Origin of the sequence: Kitasatospora sp. NPDC059577, assembly GCF_042735475.1 — a bacterium.
Lineage (GTDB): Bacteria > Actinomycetota > Actinomycetes > Streptomycetales > Streptomycetaceae > Kitasatospora.
This window is the reverse complement of sequence record NZ_JBHWBZ010000062.1, coordinates 1-20928: the sequence shown is the minus strand read 5'-3', so window position 1 is coordinate 20928 and position 20928 is coordinate 1. Positions and strand designations below refer to the sequence as shown.

The following is a 20928-nucleotide window of genomic DNA, read 5'->3' as shown; positions in this document are numbered from 1 at the left end:
GCCACCGCCCACGAATACCATCCGGCCCGCAACGGCCCCGCACCCGGGGGCGCACCAGGGACGTCCTGCGCTGCTCGCACGGCTCGGCCGTAACGTTCCGTCAGCCGCCGCACTGCTGCACCACGGCCTTCTTGTCGGCCCCGGTGACCGGCAGTCGGTACTTCGGCGATACCTGGGCGAAGCGCACCGCGTACGCGCAGCGGATCCCGGGGTCGGCGGGGAGCCAGGCGGCCGGTCCGGAGTCGCCCTTGGAGGCGTTCTGCGAGCCGTCGGCGGGGATCAGGTCGAGCGGGTCGTTGGCGATCCGGACCCGCTTGGCCCTGTCCCACGTGTCGGCGCCCATCTGCCAGTCGTAGGAGAGCGGCATCACGTGGTCGATCTGGATCTTGCTCGCCTGCTGCTTGGTCCACCGGACGGTCCTGCCGGTGTACGGGTCCCGGATGGTCATCGCGGTGACCGTGCAGTCCGAGCCGTCCTTGCGCTCGACAGCGGTGCCGTCCCGGGCGAGCAGGTCGTTGCGGGTCTCGCACGTGTTGCGGCCGAGCGGGACGCCGTCGACGTTGTCCGTCCAGGCCGGGCCGAACTCGTCGCGGTCGTAGCCGTCCTTGGTGCCGGCGGCGGCGGTGGCGACCGCGGCGATGACGTCCCGGCCGGCCTTCCGCTCCTCGGCGGTGGTCAGCGGGGCCAGGCCGGGCTCGGTGCCGTCGGGGTTCTGCAGCGGGCTGGTGCCCCGGCCGCCGGCGGGTGCGGCGGTGCCGCCGCCCTCCGGGCCGGTCGTCGGGTGGTCGCGGCCGCCGATCAGCCAGCCGACCAGCGCGAGCGCGCATATCAGGAACACCGTGGCGGCGGACTGGGTGGAGCGGCGGGCGGGCACGGAGAACTCCCGAGGTCAGGGGCGGGTTGACGGCGGACCAGCAGACCAGCCGCCCCGAGAGCGGGTCAAGCCGACGCCACGGGCGGCCGCGGAGCATGTCGAAGCTCACACCCGCTCGTACCCGGGCCGGTCCGCCTCCCTCCCCGGCCTCGCTCCCGCGACCTGTCCCCTCCCCCGGCCTCGCTCCCGCGGCCTGTCCTCGCTCCGCCTGCTGCCTGCCGCCTGCCGCGGGGTGTCAGCCGCCGATCGCGGACATCGGGCGGTCCGGCCGGACGAAGCCCGCGCTCCCGATGGCGTGTCCCGGCCCCTTGCCCGCCACCGATGCCCGCCAGGCCGCCTCGATCGCCGCGTCGTCCGCCCCGCCGCGCAGCAGCGCCCGCAGGTCGGACTCCTCCGTCGCGAACAGGCAGTTGCGCAGCTGCCCGTCGGCGGTCAGCCGGACCCGGTCGCAGCCGCCGCAGAACGGCCGGGTGACGGAGGCGATCACCCCGACCACCGCGTCCGTGCCCGCGATCCGCCACTCCTCCGCCGGGGCGCTGCCGTGCCGTCCCACCGGCACCAGGTCGAACCGCTCCGCGAGCGCGGCCAGGACCTCCTCCGCCGTCACCATCGCGGCCCGGTCCCACGCCCCCTGCGCGTCCAGCGGCATGGACTCGATGAACCGCATCAGGTACCCGTGCTCCACGGCGAACGCGGCCAGCGGGACGATCTCGTCCTCGTTCACCCCGCGCACCGGCACGGCGTTGACCTTCACCGGTCCCAGCCCCGCCGCCTTCGCCGCCGCCAGGCCCGCGAACACGTCACCGATCCGGTCCCGCCGGGTGATCGCCGCGAACCGCTCCGGACGCAGCGTGTCCAGGCTGACGTTCACCCGCCGCAACCCCGCCGCGCGCAGCGCGACGGCCGTGCGCGCCAGGCCGATCCCGTTCGTGGTCAGCGAGAGGTCGACCCCGAGTCCGGCCAGCCGTCCGACCAGCCCCGGCAGCCCGCGGCGCAGCAGCGGCTCCCCGCCGGTCAGCCGCACCGACGCGATGCCGAGCCGCTCCGCGGCGATCCGCACCAGCCGCACCACCTCGTCGTCGCCCAGCACCGAGTCCCGGGCGAGCCAGTCCAGCCCCTCCGCCGGCATGCAGTAGGTGCAGCGCAGGTTGCAGCGGTCGGTCAACGAGACCCGAAGATCGGTGTGGACCCGGCCGAAACGGTCCACCAGCGGGCGCGGTGCGGTGTTCATCGCCCCAGTACAGGCGGCGGGGGCCCGCAGGGCCAGCGGCCGAACCGCCGGGGAGCGGCCGCCACCTGCGGCGTCCCCTTGTGGATTCACACAATGCGCGACCCCGCCCGGTACCGGCAGGCTGGGCCCATGCAGACTGCGCCGACGCCCGCCGGGCCCGCCCCGGTCGCCGCCCTCGTGCTCGCCGCCGGGGGCGGCCGGCGCCTCGGCGGGCGGCCCAAGGCGCTGATCCGGTACGGGGGCCGGTCACTGGCGGAGCACGCGGTGGCGGTGGTCCGGGCCGGCGGCTGCGCGGACGTCACGGTGGTGCTGGGCGCGGCGGGCGACCGGGTCCGGGCCACCGCCCACCTGCCGGGCTGCCGTCTGGTGGCCAACCCGGACTGGGCGGGCGGCATGGGTTCCTCGCTGCGGGCCGGCCTGGCCGCGCTCCCGCCGCGGGCCGCGGCGGTGCTCGTGATGCTGGTGGACACCCCGGGCGTCACCCCGGCCGCCGTCGCCCGGCTGCTGGCCGCGCACCGGGCGGGCGCCGGGCTGGCCGCGGCGGCCTACGGCGGGCGGCGCGGCCACCCGGTGCTGATCGGCGCGCGGTACTTCGCCGAGGCGGCGGCGGGCGCCTCCGGCGACGCCGGCGCCCGCGCCCTGCTGGCGGCGCACGCGCCGGAGGTCGTCCTGGTCGAGTGCGCCGACGTCGCCGTGCCGGACGATCTGGACACCCCCGCCGACCTGGCCCGCTGGTCGGCCGGCTGACCGTCATCCTCCGGTCTGAGGCCGTCCCGCCCCCGGTGGTGAGGGGTCCCTGATCCGTCCCTGAGGATTGCCCCATTCCGCGCCCATCGCCGGACATTTCGGGGAGCATGGGAATCGTCCCACCCACCCGACACCGACGGACGGAGCCCGCGATGGCCGGACTGCCCGACGACTTCACCGGACACGACCCCACGCACCAAGGGGCGGGCGGTGGCGCCCGGGCGATCCGCTGCCCCGCCTGCCGTCGCGAGCACCTGTACGAGCCGCCGTCGCTGCCCTGTCCCTGCGGGGCCTCGCTCAAGGTGCCGCTGCTGCGCGGCGGGGTGCCGGTGCAGGTGCGCTTCCGGTCCTGGGAGGACTCCTGGCTGAACATGCGCTGCCCGCACTGCGGCCGCTCCGACCAGTGGCCGCAGCCCGAGTTCACCTGCAACTGCGGTGCGACCGTCCGGTTGCCGGTGGACCGCGCCACCCGGCTGGGCGGCGGCACGGCCGGCCCGCTCGCCGCGCCCGGTCCGCAGGCCTCCCGTCCCCACCCGGCGCACCCGATGGGGGCACCGGTGCCCGCCCCGCCCGCGGTGCCCGGCACCTCGGCCGGCCGTTCCCGTCCGTTCCGCCACCGCGCCCCGTTCCGTCCGCACCCGGTGCGCACCTCGCAGGACGCGGTGTTCACCGCCGCCCGCTACCTGGAGTGGCTCGGCTTCGACGACCTGGAGCTGACCGAGGCGCAGGAGCGCGACGGGGTCACCCTGCTGGGCAGCCGGATGGTCGCGCAGGTCGACACCTGGACCGAGCCGGCCGACGTGAAGTCGGTCGAGTGCCTGTGGCTGCAGACCCTGCACGCCGAGGAGATGGCCGCCGCGATGTTCACCCTCGCGGGCTATTCGCACCAGGCCACGGTGCGTGGCGAGCAGCTGCTGGTGGCCCTGTTCAGCCTGGACCTGGCGGGTGTGCCGCAGCCCGCGAACGGCGCCGCCGAGGCTCTGATGGAGACCGGCTGGACCTCCTGACCGCCGGGGTGCCCCGCCGGTCCGCCCCACCAGCGCCCCTCTAGATCATTTCTCCTCCGAAAGCAACAACCTCCGCTCGTGATCTGGTGCACAAGCTCACCCCCGTGTTGAATTGCCGCCACAGCGCGGGCCTTTCGCCCTGCCGTCGCCATGCGCACGAGTCATGGCGGCAGGGCCCCAGGGGGCGGGTCCGCGCCCCGCTGGATGGCGCACACAAGGAGGTGGCGTTGTCGGAGCACGGATGGGGCCCGAGCGACCCGGACGGGCGGGGGCGGGCGGCAACGGAGGAGCCGGGCGACACCGTGTGGCGACTGAGGTCCCGGGGGTGCTGGCAGGAGGCCGCCGAGCTGTTGCGCCCGGCCGCCGAGCACGACCCGGCAGCGGCCCTAGGGCGGGCCGAACTCCTCATCGAGCAGTGCCTGTTCACCGCGGCGCACTGGCCGCAGGCGGAGCAGGCGCTGCGCCTGGCGGAGGCACTGGCGGCCGGCACCGAGCAGCGCGCGGGCGCCGCCTGCGCCCGCGGCTTCCTGGCGTACGTGGCGAGCGTGCTCGGCCCGCGGGACCGGCTGGACGAGGCGCAGGCCGCGCTCGGCCGCACCTCGGCCCTGCTGCCGCCGGACGCTCCCGGCCGGCCGCTGCTGGACTTCCGGCGCGGGCTGGTCGCCGAGAACCTGCTGCGCGACCGCAGCGCCGCCTGGATCGCCTACCGCCGGGCGCACGAGGGCGCCGGTGAGCGCGGGGACGAACTGCTGCGCTCGTACACCTGGCGCCACCTGGCCGCCCTGGCGCTCTCCCGCGGGGACCGGAGCAACGCCCGGGAGGGTTTCGACGCCTCGCTGCGGCTGCGCGAGCAACTCGGCTTCACGGTGGGGGTGGCTCCGGCGCTCGCGGCGCTCGCCGAGGTGTCCGAGCCGGCCGAGGCCGCGCGGCTGCGCGCCGAGGCCGCCCGGCTGGTGCAGGCCCTGGGCGGGGTGCCGGTCTGGCTCGCGCGCCAGCTGGGCGCCGCCCGCGCGCCGGGGCCTCCCCCGGACGGGCGCATCGCCAGCGAGACCCGGGGAACAATCAGCTAAGGTGAGCCTAACCTGGCTGGGGTGAGCAGCGCCCCGGCCGGGTCGCCTTGCCGTTCCCCGGGCACCGCCATGCCCCGGTCCGGCCGCGCCCGGCACACCACCGCCGGGTGGCGCCGGGCGGTCCATGGGCGGGCCCGGTCGACCCGATGGGGCCCGCCCATGACCGCGAGCAGCACCCGGCCCGGCCCCGCGCCGCGCGCCCCCCGCAGCACCGGGGCGCACGCCCCCGCCCCCACCCCCGCGCTCTCCGCACCGGGCGCCCCCTCGTACCACCGGCTGACCGGGCTCACCCCCGTCCTGAGCGTGCGCTGCGCACCGCCCCGACGCGGCGGCGGCTGGCTGCCCGCGGCGGACCTGGTCGCCCGCCCCGAGGCGGTGCGCGAGCTGATCACCCACGATGCCCGGCAGGGTCTCGCCCGCTACGGGCGGCCGCTGCGCCCGGACGTCGCGGCCGGCTTCGGGCTGCACCGCTTCGTCTGGCCGGTCTCACTGCTGTTCACGCTGCCGTGGTTCCTGGAACGACGCGTCCCGCTGCTCGCCCTCGGCGACGTCTCGCTGCGCCGACGCCCCGGGATGGTGGAACTGACGGTCCGCACGGCGGAGTTCGCCTGCCTGCCGGACGATCCGGAGGCCGGCTCGCCGCAGGCCCGCACGGTGCCGGACGAAGCCGCGCTGGCCGCCGGACTGCGGGGCGCGCTGGGCGGGTTCCTCGATCCGGTGCTGGCCGCATTCCGCCCGCAGGCGCGGCGCGGGCCCCGGGTGCTGTGGGCGATGACGACGGACGCCGTGGTGGAGGGGCTCTGGTACGCGGGCGGGCTGCTCGGGGAGGCGGAGCGGGCGTGCGCCGAGCTGTCCGCGCTGCTGGCGCCCGCCGAGCCCGCGTGCGCGCCCGGCGCGGACGGCGGCCCCGCCCCCGCCCCGAGCCCCTTCACCCCGGGCGCCGGCTTCGCGCCCCCGGCTCCCGGGTGCGACGGCGCTCCGCGTGTGGAGCGGATCCGGGCCAGCTGCTGCCTCGTCTACACCGCGGAACCGCAGGACATGTGCACCGGCTGCCCCCGCGTCACACGGGGTTGACGAATGCCCGTGCGAAACCGGGTCCGAAAAGCCCGGAATTGCAGGAACAATCCACTTCGCATTAATCCGACAATCTTTTTGTTGCTGCGTCAGAAATCCCTCTCCCCAGCGCATTGACAGCAAATCGGTCATTCGCCCGCCGAGCATCCGCCATGATGGTCCCCGCCATCACGACGCAGGAACGCGACGCAGAAAGCGAGGCTGGTTCCGGCGATGAAATTGTCCGACATACCGCTCGGGTGGGCCGTCACCGGAGTCGCGGGGCTTCTGGTCAGCGCGCTCCTGGTGGCCCTGCTCCGCAACCGGGGATCCGCCGGCGCCCCGGGCACGGATTCCTGGGAACGTTCCGAGGAACGGCGCCGCCGCAAGGAATCCCTCTACGGCGCCGCCTCCTACACACTGTTGTTCTGCTGTGCCGGGGTCGCCGCCGCGCTGTCCTTCCACGGACTGGTCGGCTTCGGCGTGCAGAACCTGGGCCTGTCCGGCGGCTGGGAGTACCTCGTCCCGTTCGGCCTCGACGGCGCCGCGATGTTCTGCTCGGTGCTCGCCGTCCGCGAGGCCAGCCACGGTGACGCGGCGTTCGGATCGCGGCTGCTGGTCTGGGTCTTCGCCGGCGCCTCGGCCTGGTTCAACTGGGTGCACGCCCCGCGTGGCTTCGGCCACGCCGGCGCCCCCCAGTTCTTCTCCGGCATGTCCCTCTCGGCGGCGGTCCTGTTCGACCGGGCGCTGAAGCAGACCCGCCGGGCCGCGCTGCGCGAACAGGGGCTGGTCCCCCGGCCGCTGCCGCAGATCCGCATCGTCCGCTGGCTGCGCGCTCCCCGCGAAACCTACGCGGCCTGGTCGCTGATGCTCCTGGAGGGCGTGCGCAGCCTGGACGAGGCGGTGGACGAGGTCCGCGACGACAAGCGGGAACGCGCCCTGGACAAGGAGCGCCGCAAGCTGGCCGGGCGCCGCGAGCGGGCCGAGATCCGGGCGATCAACCGCTCCCACAGCGCCTGGCGCCGCGGCACCCCCGCACGCCGGCTGGAGTCCGGCTCGGAGCCCGCCATAGCCGACGGACCCGGGGCCGAACGGGTCACCGCCGAACGGGTCACCGCCGAACGCCCCGAGGTGGAGCGGACCGCCGCGCCCCGCGAGGTCGGTTCGGCGGCGCAGCGCGAGGTCGAACCCGCCGAGGGCGCGGTCGTCCAGCCCGGTCTGCCGGCCCGCCCGGAGCTGCGCACCATCGACCTGACCGTGGAGGAGGACACCGTCACACTGCCCCGGCTGGACTCGCTGGAACGCAAGCTGAAGGACCTGGAGCAGCAGTTCGGCTGACGCTCCGGGGCCCGGACGCCCCCGGAGCGCCGACGCTCACGGGGGCGTCGGCGCTCAGGCGGGGACCAGGGCGCTCAGGCCGCCGTCGCACCGCTGAGCTCGAACCACATCCGCTTGCCCGACCCGCGCGGCTCCACGCCCCAGGAGTCCGCAAGCGCCTCGACCAGCATCAGCCCACGCCCCGAGGAGGCCTGCTCCCCCGGCGTCCGACGGGTCGGCCACAGGTCCGACTCGTCCTCCACCTCGACCCGCAGCCGGGCCCGCCCGCCGTCGTCCTCGGACTCCCGGTACAGCCGGGCGGTGAACATGGCGTCCCGGTCGGTGTGCCGGATGGCGTTGGTGACCAGCTCGGAGGAGAGCAGTTCGGCGGTGTCGATGAACTCGGCGACGCCCCAGCGGCGCAGCGCGTCGCGCAGCTCGGCCCGCACCTCGGCGACCCGCGCCAGGTCGGCCTGACCGATCCGGCGGCGCAACTGCTGGGCGGCGAGGCCGCCCGCCGGTCCGTCCCAGCGCAGCAGCAGCAGCGCTATGTCGTCCTCGCGCTCGCTGGAGTCGGCGGCCTGGGAGGCGATCCGGTCGGCCAGCTCCTCCAGCGGGTCGCGGGCCGCCCGCTCGGCGGGCGGCAGCGGGTGGGCGAGCACCCGGGTGAGCCGGGCGATGCCCTCGTCCAGGTCCATGCCGCGCGCCTCGACCAGGCCGTCGGTGCAGAGCAGGACCGTCTCGCCCGGGTCCAGGCTGAACCGGGTGACCCGGTACTCCTGGTCCGGGTCGATGCCCAGCGGCAGTCCGCCGGCCACCGGCACCACGGCGGCGGTGCCGTCCGCGCGGCGCACCACCGGGTCGAGGTGGCCGGCCCGGACCGCGTAGACCACGCCGTAGTCCACGTTGACCTCGGCGTAGGTGCAGGTCGCGAAGTGGTCGGTGTCCAGGTCGGCGAGGAAGCGGGAGGCGCGGGCCATCACTGCGGCGGGCGGGTGGCCCTCGGCCGCGTAGGCGCGCAGCGCGATCCGCAGCTGGCCCATGATCCCGGCGGCGTGCACGTCGTGGCCCTGGACGTCGCCGATCACCAGGCCGACGTGCCCGCCGGGCAGCGGCACCACGTCGTACCAGTCGCCGCCGATCTGCAGGCCGGAGCCGGCCGCGAGGTAGCGCACGGCGGTGGTCACGCCCGGAACGGACGGGACGGTCCGCGGCAGCATCACCCGCTGCAGGCCGGCCGCCAGCTCGTGCTCGGCGTCGTGCAGCCGGGCGCGGGCCAGCGACTGGGCGACGAGTCCGCCCAGGGTGGTCAGCAGGGTGCGCTCGTCCGCGTCCAGCTCGCGCTCGTCGTCGAAGCTCACCACGCAGACGCCGATCGCCCGGCCGCTGGCCACCAGCGGCAGGTACGCCCAGGAACCGCGGCCGGTGCGGCTGGTCGGCTCCCACACGTCGGGGTAGCCGTCGCGGAACTCCTCGCGGGTCGAGACGAACACCGGCGTGCGGTGCCGCAGCGCCTCGGCGGCCGGGTGGCCGGCGGGCAGCACGGTGCGGTCCCAGACCGCCAGCGCGTCGGTGCGGTAGCCGGAGGCGCCGAGGATCCGGGCCCGTCCGGCCTCGAAGGACGCCAGCACCAGGCCGTCCGGCGGCAGTCCGGGCAGCGGCAGCTCGGTGAACACCCGGGCCACGTCACGGACGGTGACGGCTTCGGAGAGGGCGCGCGCCGCCTCCTTGATGAACCGGGAGCGCGCCTCGCGCAGCAGGGCCATCCGGTCGGCGTGGTCGCGCTTGTGCAGCTCGACGGTGGCGTCCCAGACGAAGCCGACCATCCGGGAGGCGCGGCCGAAGGCGTCCGCGAGCACCCGGCCGCGGAAGCGGACCGCGCGCATGGCGCCGTTCGGGCCGACGGTGCGGTAGTACGCGCCGCACTGGCCGAGCTCGGCGACCGCGCGCTCGACCCGGCGGCGCACCACCGGCGCGTCCTCGGGGTGCAACAGGGCCAGGAAGGAGGCGGCCGTGCGGTCGAAGCGGACCTGCGCCAGGGCGTCCAGGCCGATGATCGTGCAGGCCCGCGGGTCGCCCTCCAGGACGTCGCGGCGGATGTCCCAGTCGAAGGAGCCGATGCCGTTGGCGGCCATCGCGGGCTCCAGCCAGTCCGGCATGGTGTCGGCGGAGGCCGGCGGCAGCCCGCCGGACAGCACGGGCGCCAGCCGGGCGGCGGCGAGGCTCGGGGACGGGCGCGCGGCCGGGGCCCGCCGGGTCTGCTGCGCGGGCGGGCGGGCCCGGCCCGTCCCGCCGGTGGTGGCGTCGGCGACGGACTGAACGGGGGTCCGCGGGTCCGGGGCGGTCGGCTGTTCGACGACGCGCGGGCCGACGGTGCGTGGGTCCGCGGTGCGCGGGTCCGCGGTGCGTGGTTCGGCAGTGCGCGGCTCTGCGGTTCTGGGCTCCACGGCTCGCGGCTCGACGGCGGACGCGCCGGGAGGGAGCGCCGGCCCCGGCGACTCGGGCTCAGTGGGCATGCTGCTCCTGCCGCTGCCGTGGCGGACCGCGCCGACCGTCCGGACGGGCCGCGTGGCGGTGTGATGGTCGTGCTGGATAGGACGGTGCCGACGGACGGTGGTCAGTCGAGGTACGGTCTCCCCGCTGCTCCCGCACGTGGACACACATTCCCACCATCCTGGCCAATGTTCCGCCGAGCGGCAATGCCAACGGGCCGGAAATCTTCGGTTCCGCCTTCTGTTCAGGGCTTCCTTCGACGGCGAATCAATCGACCGCGAACGATCCTACGACCGCCGGGCCGGGATCAGGGCGACGCGAGTTCGAACCAGGTGACCTTGCCGTCGCCTCTCAGCTGCACGCCCCAGGAGTCCGCGAGCGCCTCCACCAGCATCAGGCCGCGCCCCGAGGTCGCGTACTCGGCCTCCGGGTCGCGCCGGCGGCCGGGCAGCCTGCTGGTGCCGTCCTGCACCTCGATGCGCAGCCGGTGGTCCGTGCCGAGCACCGCGTCGAAGACCGCGCCCTTGCCGGTGTGCAGCAGCGCGTTGGTGACCAGCTCGGAGGAGAGCAGCTCGGCGGTGTCACAGAGCTCCGGCACCCCCCAGTGGCTGAGCGCCGAGCGCAGCCGCCGCCGGACCGAGCCGACCGCGACCAGGTCGGCCGGGTCGAGCGTCAGGTGCAGCCGGCGGTGCAGCGCGCAGCCGGGGGCCGGCGTGCCCGGCAGGGTCGTCCCCGTCGCCCCGGCGGTCCCGGCGGTCCCGGGCGTTCCGGGCGTTCCGGTGGCCCCGGTCGCACCGGTCGCCCCGGTGCCGCCGACCGCGCCCTGGACCGGCCCGGAGCGGTAGGCGTCGCCCGAACTCGTCCGCTGCCGTGGGAATCGCGACTGACCGTCCATCACCACATGCCCCCGCCCTGGAATCCGGACCCCCGCCTCCGGATCCCCCGCCGGCCGGGTGGCCCACTCGATCTGACCACCATCCTCATGCCCAGTTGACGGCGTTTGCAACAGTGTGCGTCCGATCACGTGGGGTGAAAGGGGCACGGGGAGGTTCGCGTGATCCAACTGCCCGCGCCGGACGGGTTTGCGAAGCGCAGAGGCCGTTTTCGAACCCGCCACCTCTCGATCCCGCGCACACCCGGCGCCCGTCCGAACCGTGCGCCCGACCACGCGCCCCCCACTCCACTCCCGCCCGCTCCCCGGACCGCCGGCCGGCGGGTTCCCCCGCCGCCGCGGCCCTCACCCCCCACCGCCGCAGCCCTCACCCCACCGCCGTCCGAGAAGCCGAAGCGACGCGAACCGGCAACGCTGGACAGGGCGCCCCGGTCCGGGTTCAATGGCCCCAGATGTTTGAACGACGTTCTAACGTCACCCCGGAAGCCCCCGGGCCCCGCGCCCACCCCACCCCACCCCCGGCGACCGCGAGCGAGGAACCGTGCGACTGACCCCCACCGAGCGGGACCGGCTGCTGATCTTCACAGCAGCCGAGCTGGCCCGCGCCCGCCGAGCCCGGGGCGTACGCCTCAACATCCCCGAGGCCACCGCCCTGATCGCGGACACCGTCTGCGAGGCCGCCCGCGACGGCCGGCGCCTGGCCGAGGCCATCGAGGCCGGCCGCTCCGTGCTGACCGCCGACGACGTGCTGCCCGGCGTGCCGGACGTGGTCACCGTCATCCAGGTCGAGGCCGTCTTCGACGACGGCACCCGCCTCGCCGTCGTCAACGACCCGTTCAAGGGCGCCGGCTCGCTCGGCGACGAGGCCCCCGGCGGCGCGCTCATCGGCGACGGCGCCGGCTACGACCCGGTCGAGGAGACCCTGCTGCTCCCCGTCCACAACACCTCCGAGGTGCCGATCTCGGTCACCTCGCACTTCCACTTCTTCGAGGCCAACCCGCGCCTGGCCTTCGACCGCGCCGCCGCCTACGGCACCCACCTCGCCGTCCCGGCCGGCTCCTCGGTGCGCTTCGACCCGGGCGCCACCGTCGAGGTCGGCCTGGTGCCGATCGGCGGCGCGCGGGTCGCGATCGGCTTCGCCGGACTCGTGGACGGCCCCCTCGACGCGCCCGGCGCGAAGGAGGCCGCCCTGGCCAAGGCCCGCGCGACCGGCTACCTGACCGGCTTCGACGACTCGGAGGTGCCCTCGTGACCTCGATCACCCCGCACGACTACATCTCGGTCCACGGCCCGCGCGCCGGCGACCGGATCCGGCTCGGTGACAGCGGCCTGATCGTCCGCGTCGAATCCGACTCCCAGGCACCCGGCGACGAGTTCCTGGCCGGCTTCGGCAAGACCGCCCGGGACGGCCTGCACCTCAAGCCCGCCGCCGTCCGCGACACCTGCGACGTCGTGATCAGCAACGTCCTCGTCATCGACGCGGTCCAGGGCATCCGCAAGACCTCGATCGGCCTGATCGGCGGCCGGATCGCCTCGATCGGCCGGGCCGGCAACCCGGACACCCTGGACGGCGTGGACGTCGTCGTCGGCACCGGCACCACGATCGTCTCCGGCGAGGGCATGATCGCCACCGCCGGCGCCATCGACACCCACGTCCACCTGCTCTCGCCGCGGATCATGGAGGCCTCGCTGGCCTCCGGCGTCACCACGATCATCGGCCAGGAGTTCGGCCCGGTCTGGGGCGTCGGCGTCAACTCCCCCTGGGCGCTGCGCCACGCCTTCAACGCCTTCGACGCCTGGCCGGTCAACATCGGCTTCCTGGGCCGCGGTTCGTCCTCCGACCCGGCCCCGCTGGTCGAGGCCCTGGCCGAAGGCGGCGCGTCCGGGTTCAAGGTGCACGAGGACATGGGCGCGCACACCCGCGCCCTGGACACCGCACTGCGGGTCGCCGAGGAGTACGACGTCCAGGTCGCCCTGCACACCGACGGGTTGAACGAGTGCCTCTCCGTCGAGGACACCCTCAAGGTGCTGGAGGGCCGCACGATCCACGCCTTCCACATCGAGGGCTGCGGCGGCGGACACGTCCCCAACGTGCTGAAGATGGCCGGCGTGCCGAACGTCATCGGCTCCTCCACCAACCCGACGCTGCCGTTCGGCCGGGACGCCCTCGGCGAGCACTTCGGCATGATCGTCTCCGCGCACGACCTCAAGGTCGACCTGCCCGGCGACGCCGCCATGGCCCGCGACCGCATCCGGGCCGGCACCATGGGCGCCGAGGACGTGCTCCACGACCTCGGGGTCATCGGCATCACCTCCTCCGACGCCCAGGGCATGGGCCGCGCCGGCGAGACCGTGCGCCGCACCTTCGCCATGGCCGGCAAGATGAAGGCCGAACTCGGCCCGATGGACGGCAGCGGCTCCTACGGGACCGCCGAACGCGGCGACGACAACGAGCGCGTACTGCGCTACATCGCCAAGCTCACCATCAACCCGGCCATCGCCCACGGCCTCGCCCACGAGGTCGGCTCGATCGAGATCGGCAAGCTCGCCGACATCGTGCTCTGGCGCCCGGACCACTTCGGGGCCAAGCCGCAACTCGTCCTCAAGGCCGGCTTCCCCGCGTACGGCGTGGTCGGCGACCCCAACGCCTCCACCGACCGCTGCGAACCCCTCGTCCTCGGCCCGCAGTTCGGGGCCCACGGCGCGACCGCCGCCGACATCTCGGTGGCCTTCGTCGCCCAGGCCGCCGCCGACGGCGCCTACCTCGACCGCCCCGCCGACGGCCTGCCCACCCGCCGCCGCCGCGTCGGCGTCCGCGGCACCCGCGGCATCGGCCCCCGCGACATGGTGCGCAACGCCCGGGTCGGCCACGTCGAGGTCACCGAGACCGGACTGGTCTCCCTGGACGGCTCGCCGCTGCGCTCCGAGCCGGCCGACAGCGTCTCGCTCAGCCGCCTCTACTTCCTCTGATCGCCCCCGGTCTCCCCCAAGGACTCGATGATGACCACCCCCACGCCCGCCTCCCTCGGCTACCGGATGCCCGCCGAGTGGCACCCGCACGACCGCACCTGGATGGCCTTCCCGACCACCAACCCCACCTTCGACAGCCCCGAGGCGCTGCACGCCGGCCGCGAGGCCTGGGCCGCCGTCGCCGACACCATCGTCCGGTACGAGCCGGTGACGCTGATCGTCAACACCGGTGAGACCGCGGAGGCCCGCAAGTACGTCTCCGAGCGGGTCGAGATCGTCGAGCGCCCGCTGAACGACGCGTGGATGCGCGACATCGGCCCGTCCTTCCTGATCGACGGCAAGGGCTCGCGGGCCGCCGCCGACTGGATCTTCAACGGCTGGGGCGCCCAGTCCTGGGCCCGCTGGGACAAGGACCAGCACGTCGCCGAGCACATCGCCGAACTGACCGACGTCCAGCGCTTCGCCTCCCGCCTGATCAACGAGGGCGGCGGCATCCACGTCGACGGCGAGGGCACGGTGCTGGTCACCGAGACCGTGCAGCTCGGCGAGGGCCGCAACGCCGACTGGACCAAGGAGGAGGTCGAGGCCGAGCTGCATGCCTTCCTCGGCACCACCAAAGCGGTCTGGCTGCCGCGCGGACTCACCCGCGACTACGACGAGTTCGGCACCCGCGGCCACATCGACATCGTCGCCTCCTTCGTGCGCCCCGGCGTCGTGGTCGCCCACGTCCAGCCCGACCCCTCCCACCCGGACCACGAGGTCTGCCAGGAGCTCGTCGCCGTCCTGCGCGCCTCGACCGACGCCCAGGGCCGGCAGCTGGAGGTCATCGAACTGCCCGCCCCCACCGTCCTGCTGGACGAGGACGGCGAGCCGGTCGACTACTCCTACATCAACCACTACGTGGCCAACGGCGCCGTGATCCTCTGCGCCTTCGCCGACCCGCGCGACCAGGAAGCCGCCGACATCCTCGGCCGCGCCTACCCGGGCCGCACCGTCGAACTCGTGGACGCCCGCGAGATCTTCGCCAACGGCGGCGGCATCCACTGCATCACCCAGCAGCAGCCGAAGGCGCTCTGACACCCGCGGCTACCGGGGCCACCGGGGCCACTGCGGCTACCGGGGCCACCGGGGCTACCGGGGCTACCGGGGCTACCGGGGCTACCGGGGCTACCGGGGCTACCGGGGCTACCGGGGCTACCGGGGCTACCGGGGCGGGAGGCCCGCCCCCGCCCCGGTAGCCTCGAACCTCCGTTCCACCGAGGGAGAGCAACGCACATGGCCGACCCCCGCCCGCGCCGGCCGGCACGCCCCCGCGAGGAGGTCTTCGCCACCGCCCGGGCCGCCATCGCCGAACACGGGCTCGCCAAGCTCACCATGGCCGGGCTCGGCAAGCAGCTCCAGATGAGCGCCGGACATCTGCTCTACTACTTCGGCAGCAAGGACCAACTGCTACTGGAGACCCTCCGCTGGAGCGAGGAGCAGCTCGGCGCCCGCCGCCGCGACGCCCTCGCCGACCACGCCCTCGACCCCTGGCAGCGCCTCGACGCCTACCTGCGCCTCTACCTGCCCGAGGGCGCCGGCGACCCGCGCTGGATCCTCTGGGTCGAGGTGTGGGGCCGCTCCCCCGCGAGCGACGAGCTCCGCCAGGGCCAGCGGGAGATCGAGGCCCCCTGGCAGGTCGACCTGGTCGCTCTCGTCGAGGAGGGCACCGCCACCGGCCACTTCACCCCGGGCCCCGCCGCCGACCGCGCCACTCAGATCCGCGCCCTCCTCGACGGCCTCGCCGTTCCCATCGCCATCGGCCTCCCCGACGCCCACCCCCCGGCGGCCCTCACCCAGGCCACCGCCGTCGCCGGCATCCTGCTCCGCACCTGACGCGGGCCAACGGGGCACTTCGGGAAAATATGCAGACCGGTCTACTGAGTCTTCGCGCGCCAGCCCGCCGAACCCCCTGAGCCCGGGGCCGCCCGCCTGCCCCGCCCATCTGCCCGGCGCCGCCCGATGCCGGCGCGCGGAGGCGCGCACCGGCTGCACGAAAAGTCGATGAGGCCGACTTCTGGCGCAACGCCGCCCGCCTGCTTGCCCCCGGAAGAATCTGCAGATCGGTCTACAGGTTCGCCCGGCTCATCACCCAGGTGCGACACCTTCGGACAGTAGAAGTCGATGGGGCCGACTTCTGGTGCAGCGCCGACGCTCGACGACAGCCGAATATGCAGACCGGTCTACTGAATACGCCCCGCGCGACACACCCGCGTACAGGAAGTCGAACCGGCCGACTTCCCACGCAGGCCGCCCACCACGAGACCGGCAAGAAATATGGAGACCGGTCTACAGACTCACCCGCCAACACGAGAGCTACGCCCACACCCGCACCCGCCCCTGCCCCTGCACCAGAAGTCGATCAGGCCGACTTCCGGTGCAGGGGTGGCCCGCACGGTGAGGAGCAAAATATATAGACCGGTCTACATCTACTCGGTCCAGACGGCGGCGGCGGTGCGGTCGTCGGCGTAGCCCTTGGCGCGGACCTGCACCTGGCGCAGGAAGTCGACGGTGCCCGGCGGGTGCGGGTGCGCCCAGTGGGTGGAGAGGAAGTGGGCGACGGCCGGTTCGTCGGCGACCGGGCGGGCCAGCCCGGGAGTGCAGAGCAACAGGATGTCCCCCGGTGTGGCGGGGACCAACCGGAAGCGGAACGGGCGCGGCTCCGGGGCCGCAGCCCCCTCCGGCACCGGCGGCTGGCCGTCCGGGTGGTGCAGCAACCGGGCCCCGTACGCGTCGATCCAGTGACCGGAGCGCAGCAGGTAGAGGCCGCCCGGGCCGACGCCGAAGGCGGCGCGGTACCCCACCTCCGGGTCGAGCGACATCATCAGGCAGTGCAGCGAGGCCGGCGACGGGGTGTCGTCCCCCTCTGCCCGGGGCGCCAGCGCGCGCAGCGGAGCGGCGGCACCGGTGGCCAGCCGCTGCAGGCCGTAACGGAGCCGGTCCCGGGCGCCGTCGCGCAGGTCCGCGGCCAGCCCGGCCCGGCTGCGCCCGATCGCGGCGGCGAGCTGGCGGCAGGCCTCGCCCGTCCCGGTGGCGACGGCATCCGGCGTGACCGCGTCGTCCCCGGTGCCACCCACCCGGTCGAAACCGCCGAGTACGGCGAGCAGCAGTCCGTCCGGCCCGTCGCCGAAGCGGGTGACCAGCAGGGAGTCCTGGCGCGGTTCGCCCCGGTAGCGGGCGGAGTCGCCCCTTACGGAGGCGGCCCGCAGGACGGACGGCCCGTACTGCGCCCCCTCCAGCACGGTGTCCGGGACGAGCGCGCGGAGCGACGCCGGGTCCGCCTCCGGCAGGGCCGTCGGCTCGGGCCCGTACGTCGGGGGGCGTGGGGCGGCCGGGGGGGCGGGGCCCCCCCCCCCCGGGGGCGGGGGCGGGGGCGCCGGCGGCGGCGCGGGGGGGGGGCCGGCCGGGCGCGCCCCCGCCCGCGCGGCGGCGCGCGCCGGGCGGCGGGCCCCCCGCGCGGCCCGCCCCGGCCGGGGGGGGCGCGGCTCCCGCCGGGGGGGCGGGGGGCGCGCGCGGGGGGGGGGCCCCCCCCCCCCCCCCCCCGCCCCGCGGCGAGCGGCCAGCCGGACGGGGGTCGGGGACGGTCGCGGCGGGCGCCACCGGTTCCGGAGCGGGCTCGGGCGCCGGTCCGTGGTCGGGCTCCGGTTCGGGCGCCGGGACGGGGGTGGAGGCGGGGGCAGGGGTGGGGGCGGGGGCCGGCCGGCTGGCCGCTGCGGGGGCGTCGGGAATCCCGGGGGCGTCGGCGGCTTCTGCGGCGGTGGCGGCGGTGGCGGTGGCGGCTTCCGGCCGTTCGGATTCCTCGGCGGCCTCGGGCAGCTCGGAAACCTCCGGGACCTCGGCCGCGACGGGCTCGGGCTCGGGCTCGGGCTCGACCACCGGGTCCGTCCCGGCCACGGGCTCCGGCTCAGGGGCGGACGGCGAGTCGGTCTTCTCCAGCGAGACCGGGTCGGCTTCCGACCTGGTCGCTGGCTCCGGCTGCGGCTCGGGCGCCGGCTCCGCCTTCGGTGCGTCATCGGCGAAGGCGGGCGCCGGGAAGCGGTGGGTCTCCGCGGGCGTCCGCCACGACCCGGTCCCCTCGGTCACCTCGGTCGACCCGGTCGACCCGGTCGCCTCGACCGACCCGGTCGACCCCGTGCCGTCGATCACGCCGACCGCGGTGGCGAACCAGTCGTCGAGGCTGTCCCCGCTGCCCCCTTCGTCCTGCGCAGGCGGGCGAGTGGGCGCCTGCTCGGCTTCCGGCGCGGCCGCTTGCTCCGGTACCCGGGCCGGAGCCGGCCCGGCTTCCGGCGCCGCGGTCGGCACTGCTGTCAGGGGCACGGTCGGCTCCCCGGTCGGCTCCCCGGTCGCGGCCGGCTCCGCGGCCAGGGCCAGGGCCTCCTGCACCGTCGGCTCCGCCGTCGTCGCGGCCGCCGGCTCCGGCGGGCGCTGTTGCCCGATGAGCCCGACCGCCGTGTCGAACCAGTCGTCGACGCTGCCGTCCCCCGGGTCGGCGTGCGGGGTGTCGGGGAGGGTGCCCGCCGGGCCGTCGTAGACGGTGTCCCACCAGCCGTCGTCGGGCCGGTGCGGCTGTGCGGGTGCACCCTGCTTGCTCATCTGGCGGCTCCTGCTCGGGTCCGTGGTCGCGCCGCCCCCGGCGGGCCGGGCACGACGTCATTGTTCTCCACGTGCAACGACCCTGTCCGGGTTTCGGCGACAACCGGTCACCCAGCGGAGTATCCCGGCCACCGCGCCGACCAGCCGGTTCGCGGTCCGCGCCCCGGGTCCCGGCCGTGGGCGTCACCGCCCCGTCCGCTTCCGTTCCGTCCGTGCTTGCCGGATGTGCCCGGAGCAGGGTGTTTCCTGGACATCCGGGCGTGCTGATGCCCGAAAATCAGGGCCGATGGGGGGCATCGCTTCACACGTTCGGCTGATTAAATGTCCGCATGACCGCGTCGGCCCCCAGCTCACCCCGACCGGGGAGGGCCGCACCGGCGGGCCGCCCGGTGGGTGCGCTGTTGGTCCTGCTGCTCGTGGCCCTGCTGACGATGCTGCCCTGCGCGGGCCAGGCGAAGGCGTTGGACGGGCCCGCCCTTCCGGTGCCGGCCGCCGCCCCGGTCACTGCCGTCAGCGTCGTCAGCGTCCAGGTCGCGACGGGACAAACGCCCCACGCCGGCCACACCGCGCAGGCCACCAGGCCCGCCAAGGCCGCGAAGATCGCCGAGGTCGGCAAGGCCCCGAACGCCTCCGACCAGCGCCGGATCGCCGAGGAGCAGGGGCACTGGATCCTCTGCACCGCCGACGGCGAGCCCCCGCGCAACAACGGCTGCTCCAGCCACCCGTACTGCCCGCAGGACGCCCAGCTGCCCAATCCGCCGCCGCAGCCGCAGCCCGCCGTGTCACCCGTGACCCCGGCCGCGCCCGAGGCGCCGCCCCGGGTGGTGCCCGCGGGCCTGCTGGACGGTTCGCACCCGGCGCCCGACCTGCACGAGCTCCAGGTCCACCGGTCCTGAGCGGAACCCACCGTCGGCCCAGCCGCCGACGGATCCGCCACGCCACACACTCCAGCTGACCGCCGCCACCGACCCGTGCGCGGCGGAGACAAGGACACCGTCATGGGTTCCGCTTCGAAGCAGTCCAACAAGTCCGGCGGCAAGCAGGCCGGCCTCGACCGCCGTGCCCGGATCGCCGAGCTGCGCGCCGCCGAGCAGCGCCGCGACCGCCGCAACAAGGTCGTCGCCTCGGTGGTGGCCGGTGTGCTGGTGATCGCCGCGATAGCCACCGGCACCTGGGTCGTCATGGACCAGAACCAGAAGAAGAAGGACAAGGAAACCGCCGCCAACGCGGACATCCCCGGTGTGAAGACCTTCGGCGAGCTGACCCGCAACCACGTGAAGGAGAAGGTCACCTACCCGATGACCCCGCCCGTCGGCGGCGACCACAACGCGGTCTGGCTGGACTGCATGGGCCACGTCTACGACCAGCCGGTCGAGAACGAGCGCGCCGTCCACTCGCTGGAGCACGGCGCCGTGTGGGTGACCTACAACGGCAAGGCCACGCCGGACGACATCAAGACCCTCTCCGACAAGGTGAAGACCACCCAGTACTCGCTGATGAGCCCGTACCCGGACGAGCAGGGCACCATCACCCTGAACGCCTGGAGCACCCAGCTGGTCGTGGACAGCGCCAGCGACCCGCGGGTGAACGAGTTCTTCACCAAGTACGTCCAGGGCAAGCAGACCCAGGAGCCGGGCGCCTCCTGCACCATGGGGCAGATGTGACCGCCGACGCGGACCGCTCCGGGGGCGCCGCGGCCGAGGACGCCGTCGGGACGGCCGCGGAGGCCGTCACCGGGGCCGTCACCGCCGAGGACGGCGGAGCAGCGGCCCCGCGCCGCCGGCGCATGTGGTGGCCGGCCGCGCTGGCCGCCGCCGTGGCGCTGGCGCTGGGCGTGCCGGCGCTGGTCGCGAGCGGGACCTCCGCCTCCGGCACCTCGCTGTCCGTCCCGGCGGACGATTCGCCCGAGGCCGGCTTCGCCCGCGACATGGCGACCCACCACCAGCAGGCGGTGGACCTGTCGTTCGCGGTCCGGGACCGGACCGGCGACGAGCCGACCCGCACCCTCGCCTTCGACATCATCAACACCCAGGCCAACCAGCGCGGGATGATGATGGGCTGGCTGGACCAGTGGGGGCTGACCCAGCACTCGACCGCCAAGCCGATGGCGTGGATGAAGATGGGCCACGACTACCCGGCGCACGACGGTTCGCTGATGCCCGGCATGGCGACCAACACCCAGATCGCGAAGCTGCGTTCGCTCAGCGGGCGGGACGCCGAGGTGTTCTACCTGCAGCTGATGATCGAGCACCACAAGGGCGGCGTCGAGATGGCCCAGGGCTACGTGGACCTGGCCAGGAACGACACCGAGAAGCGGCTCGCGCAGTCGATGGTGGTCGCCCAGACCTCCGAGGTGCAGCTGATGACCGACATGCTCCAGGAGCGCGGCGCCGCCCCCGGCGTGCCCGCCTCCTGAGCCGGCTCCCCGACCGGCCTTCACCGCCTCGTTCCCCGGACGGCCGGGGCGCGGCCGACGGTCCCGTACCGTCACCACCGCGCCCCGGCCGTCCGCCGTTGCCCCCCCCCCCCCCCCCCCCCCCCCCCCCCCCCCCCCCCCGGCCCCCCCCGGCCCCCCCCCCCCCCCCCCCCCCCCCCCCCCCCCCCCCGCGCGCGCCCCCCCCCCCCCCCCCCGCGCCCCCCCC

17 protein-coding genes are annotated in these 20928 nt (G+C 75.3%); 12 read left to right on the top strand and 5 right to left on the bottom strand.

Translation table 11 applies throughout. The features are described from left to right. Positions 1-100: 100 nt before the first annotated feature. Positions 101-874, bottom strand: a complete 774-nt coding sequence (locus ACFV0O_RS33810) for an HNH endonuclease family protein (protein WP_380347568.1) — start codon at positions 872-874, stop codon at positions 101-103. A gap of 235 nt (positions 875-1109) precedes the next feature. After that, positions 1110-2105, bottom strand: coding sequence for a GTP 3',8-cyclase MoaA (moaA, locus tag ACFV0O_RS33805; RefSeq protein ID WP_380347567.1), 996 nt, complete (start codon positions 2103-2105; stop codon positions 1110-1112). A gap of 129 nt (positions 2106-2234) precedes the next feature. On the opposite strand from moaA, the gene ACFV0O_RS33800 reads away from it, so the two are divergent. The 5 genes from ACFV0O_RS33800 (at position 2235) to ACFV0O_RS33780 (ending at position 7320) form a co-directional block, all read left to right on the top strand. Beyond that, on the top strand, positions 2235-2852 hold the full coding sequence (locus tag ACFV0O_RS33800) for an NTP transferase domain-containing protein (RefSeq protein ID WP_380347566.1): 618 nt from the start codon (positions 2235-2237) through the stop codon (positions 2850-2852). Positions 2853-3004: 152 nt separating this feature from the next. Continuing rightward, positions 3005-3859 carry a hypothetical protein gene (locus ACFV0O_RS33795; protein ID WP_380347565.1) on the top strand — a complete coding sequence of 285 codons (855 nt, stop codon included), beginning with the start codon at positions 3005-3007 and terminating at the stop codon, positions 3857-3859. A 227-nt stretch (positions 3860-4086) separates the two neighbouring features. Further along, positions 4087-4929, top strand: a complete 843-nt coding sequence (locus tag ACFV0O_RS33790) for a hypothetical protein (protein WP_380347564.1) — start codon at positions 4087-4089, stop codon at positions 4927-4929. A 159-nt stretch (positions 4930-5088) separates the two neighbouring features. Then, positions 5089-6003 carry a (2Fe-2S)-binding protein gene (locus ACFV0O_RS33785; RefSeq protein WP_380347563.1) on the top strand — a complete coding sequence of 305 codons (915 nt, stop codon included), beginning with the start codon at positions 5089-5091 and terminating at the stop codon, positions 6001-6003. A 213-nt stretch (positions 6004-6216) separates the two neighbouring features. Beyond that, positions 6217-7320, top strand: coding sequence for a DUF2637 domain-containing protein (locus tag ACFV0O_RS33780; RefSeq protein ID WP_380347562.1), 1104 nt, complete (start codon positions 6217-6219; stop codon positions 7318-7320). A gap of 74 nt (positions 7321-7394) precedes the next feature. On the opposite strand, the gene ACFV0O_RS33775 is transcribed toward ACFV0O_RS33780, so the two are convergent. Next, positions 7395-9815: a SpoIIE family protein phosphatase gene (locus ACFV0O_RS33775; protein ID WP_380347561.1), complete on the bottom strand. Its 2421-nt coding sequence runs from the start codon at positions 9813-9815 to the stop codon at positions 7395-7397. Between the two features lie 284 nt (positions 9816-10099). Then, positions 10100-10687, bottom strand: coding sequence for an ATP-binding protein (locus tag ACFV0O_RS33770; RefSeq protein WP_380347560.1), 588 nt, complete (start codon positions 10685-10687; stop codon positions 10100-10102). A 538-nt stretch (positions 10688-11225) separates the two neighbouring features. Here ACFV0O_RS33770 and ACFV0O_RS33765 point away from each other — a divergent pair. The 4 genes from ACFV0O_RS33765 to ACFV0O_RS33750 all read left to right on the top strand — a co-directional run bounded on the left by ACFV0O_RS33765 (position 11226) and on the right by ACFV0O_RS33750 (position 15529). After that, positions 11226-11936 carry an urease subunit gamma gene (locus tag ACFV0O_RS33765; protein ID WP_360264890.1) on the top strand — a complete coding sequence of 237 codons (711 nt, stop codon included), beginning with the start codon at positions 11226-11228 and terminating at the stop codon, positions 11934-11936. Then, a complete protein-coding gene (locus ACFV0O_RS33760) occupies positions 11933-13654 on the top strand; it encodes an urease subunit alpha (protein WP_380347559.1) in 1722 nt (573 codons plus the stop codon). Before ACFV0O_RS33765 ends, ACFV0O_RS33760 begins: the two co-directional genes overlap by 4 nt. 27 nt (positions 13655-13681) lie before the next feature. Further along, positions 13682-14731, top strand: a complete 1050-nt coding sequence (locus ACFV0O_RS33755) for an agmatine/peptidylarginine deiminase (protein WP_380347558.1) — start codon at positions 13682-13684, stop codon at positions 14729-14731. 198 nt (positions 14732-14929) lie between these two features. Next, positions 14930-15529 (top strand): TetR/AcrR family transcriptional regulator, encoded by a 600-nt coding sequence (locus ACFV0O_RS33750; RefSeq protein ID WP_380347557.1) that lies wholly within the window; start codon positions 14930-14932, stop codon positions 15527-15529. A 593-nt stretch (positions 15530-16122) separates the two neighbouring features. Here the strand turns inward: ACFV0O_RS33750 and ACFV0O_RS33745 are convergent. Then, entirely contained in the window at positions 16123-16935 is an 813-nt protein-coding gene (locus ACFV0O_RS33745) for a protein phosphatase 2C domain-containing protein (RefSeq protein ID WP_380347556.1), read from the bottom strand. 1680 nt (positions 16936-18615) lie between these two features. Here ACFV0O_RS33745 and ACFV0O_RS33740 point away from each other — a divergent pair. The 3 genes from ACFV0O_RS33740 to ACFV0O_RS33730 all read left to right on the top strand — a co-directional run bounded on the left by ACFV0O_RS33740 (position 18616) and on the right by ACFV0O_RS33730 (position 20702). Continuing rightward, positions 18616-19182 carry a hypothetical protein gene (locus ACFV0O_RS33740; protein ID WP_380347555.1) on the top strand — a complete coding sequence of 189 codons (567 nt, stop codon included), beginning with the start codon at positions 18616-18618 and terminating at the stop codon, positions 19180-19182. 102 nt (positions 19183-19284) lie between these two features. Further along, entirely contained in the window at positions 19285-19950 is a 666-nt protein-coding gene (locus tag ACFV0O_RS33735) for a DUF3105 domain-containing protein (protein ID WP_380347554.1), read from the top strand. A 122-nt stretch (positions 19951-20072) separates the two neighbouring features. Next, positions 20073-20702: a DUF305 domain-containing protein gene (locus ACFV0O_RS33730; RefSeq protein WP_360264939.1), complete on the top strand. Its 630-nt coding sequence runs from the start codon at positions 20073-20075 to the stop codon at positions 20700-20702. The last annotated feature ends 226 nt before the right edge of the window (positions 20703-20928 follow it).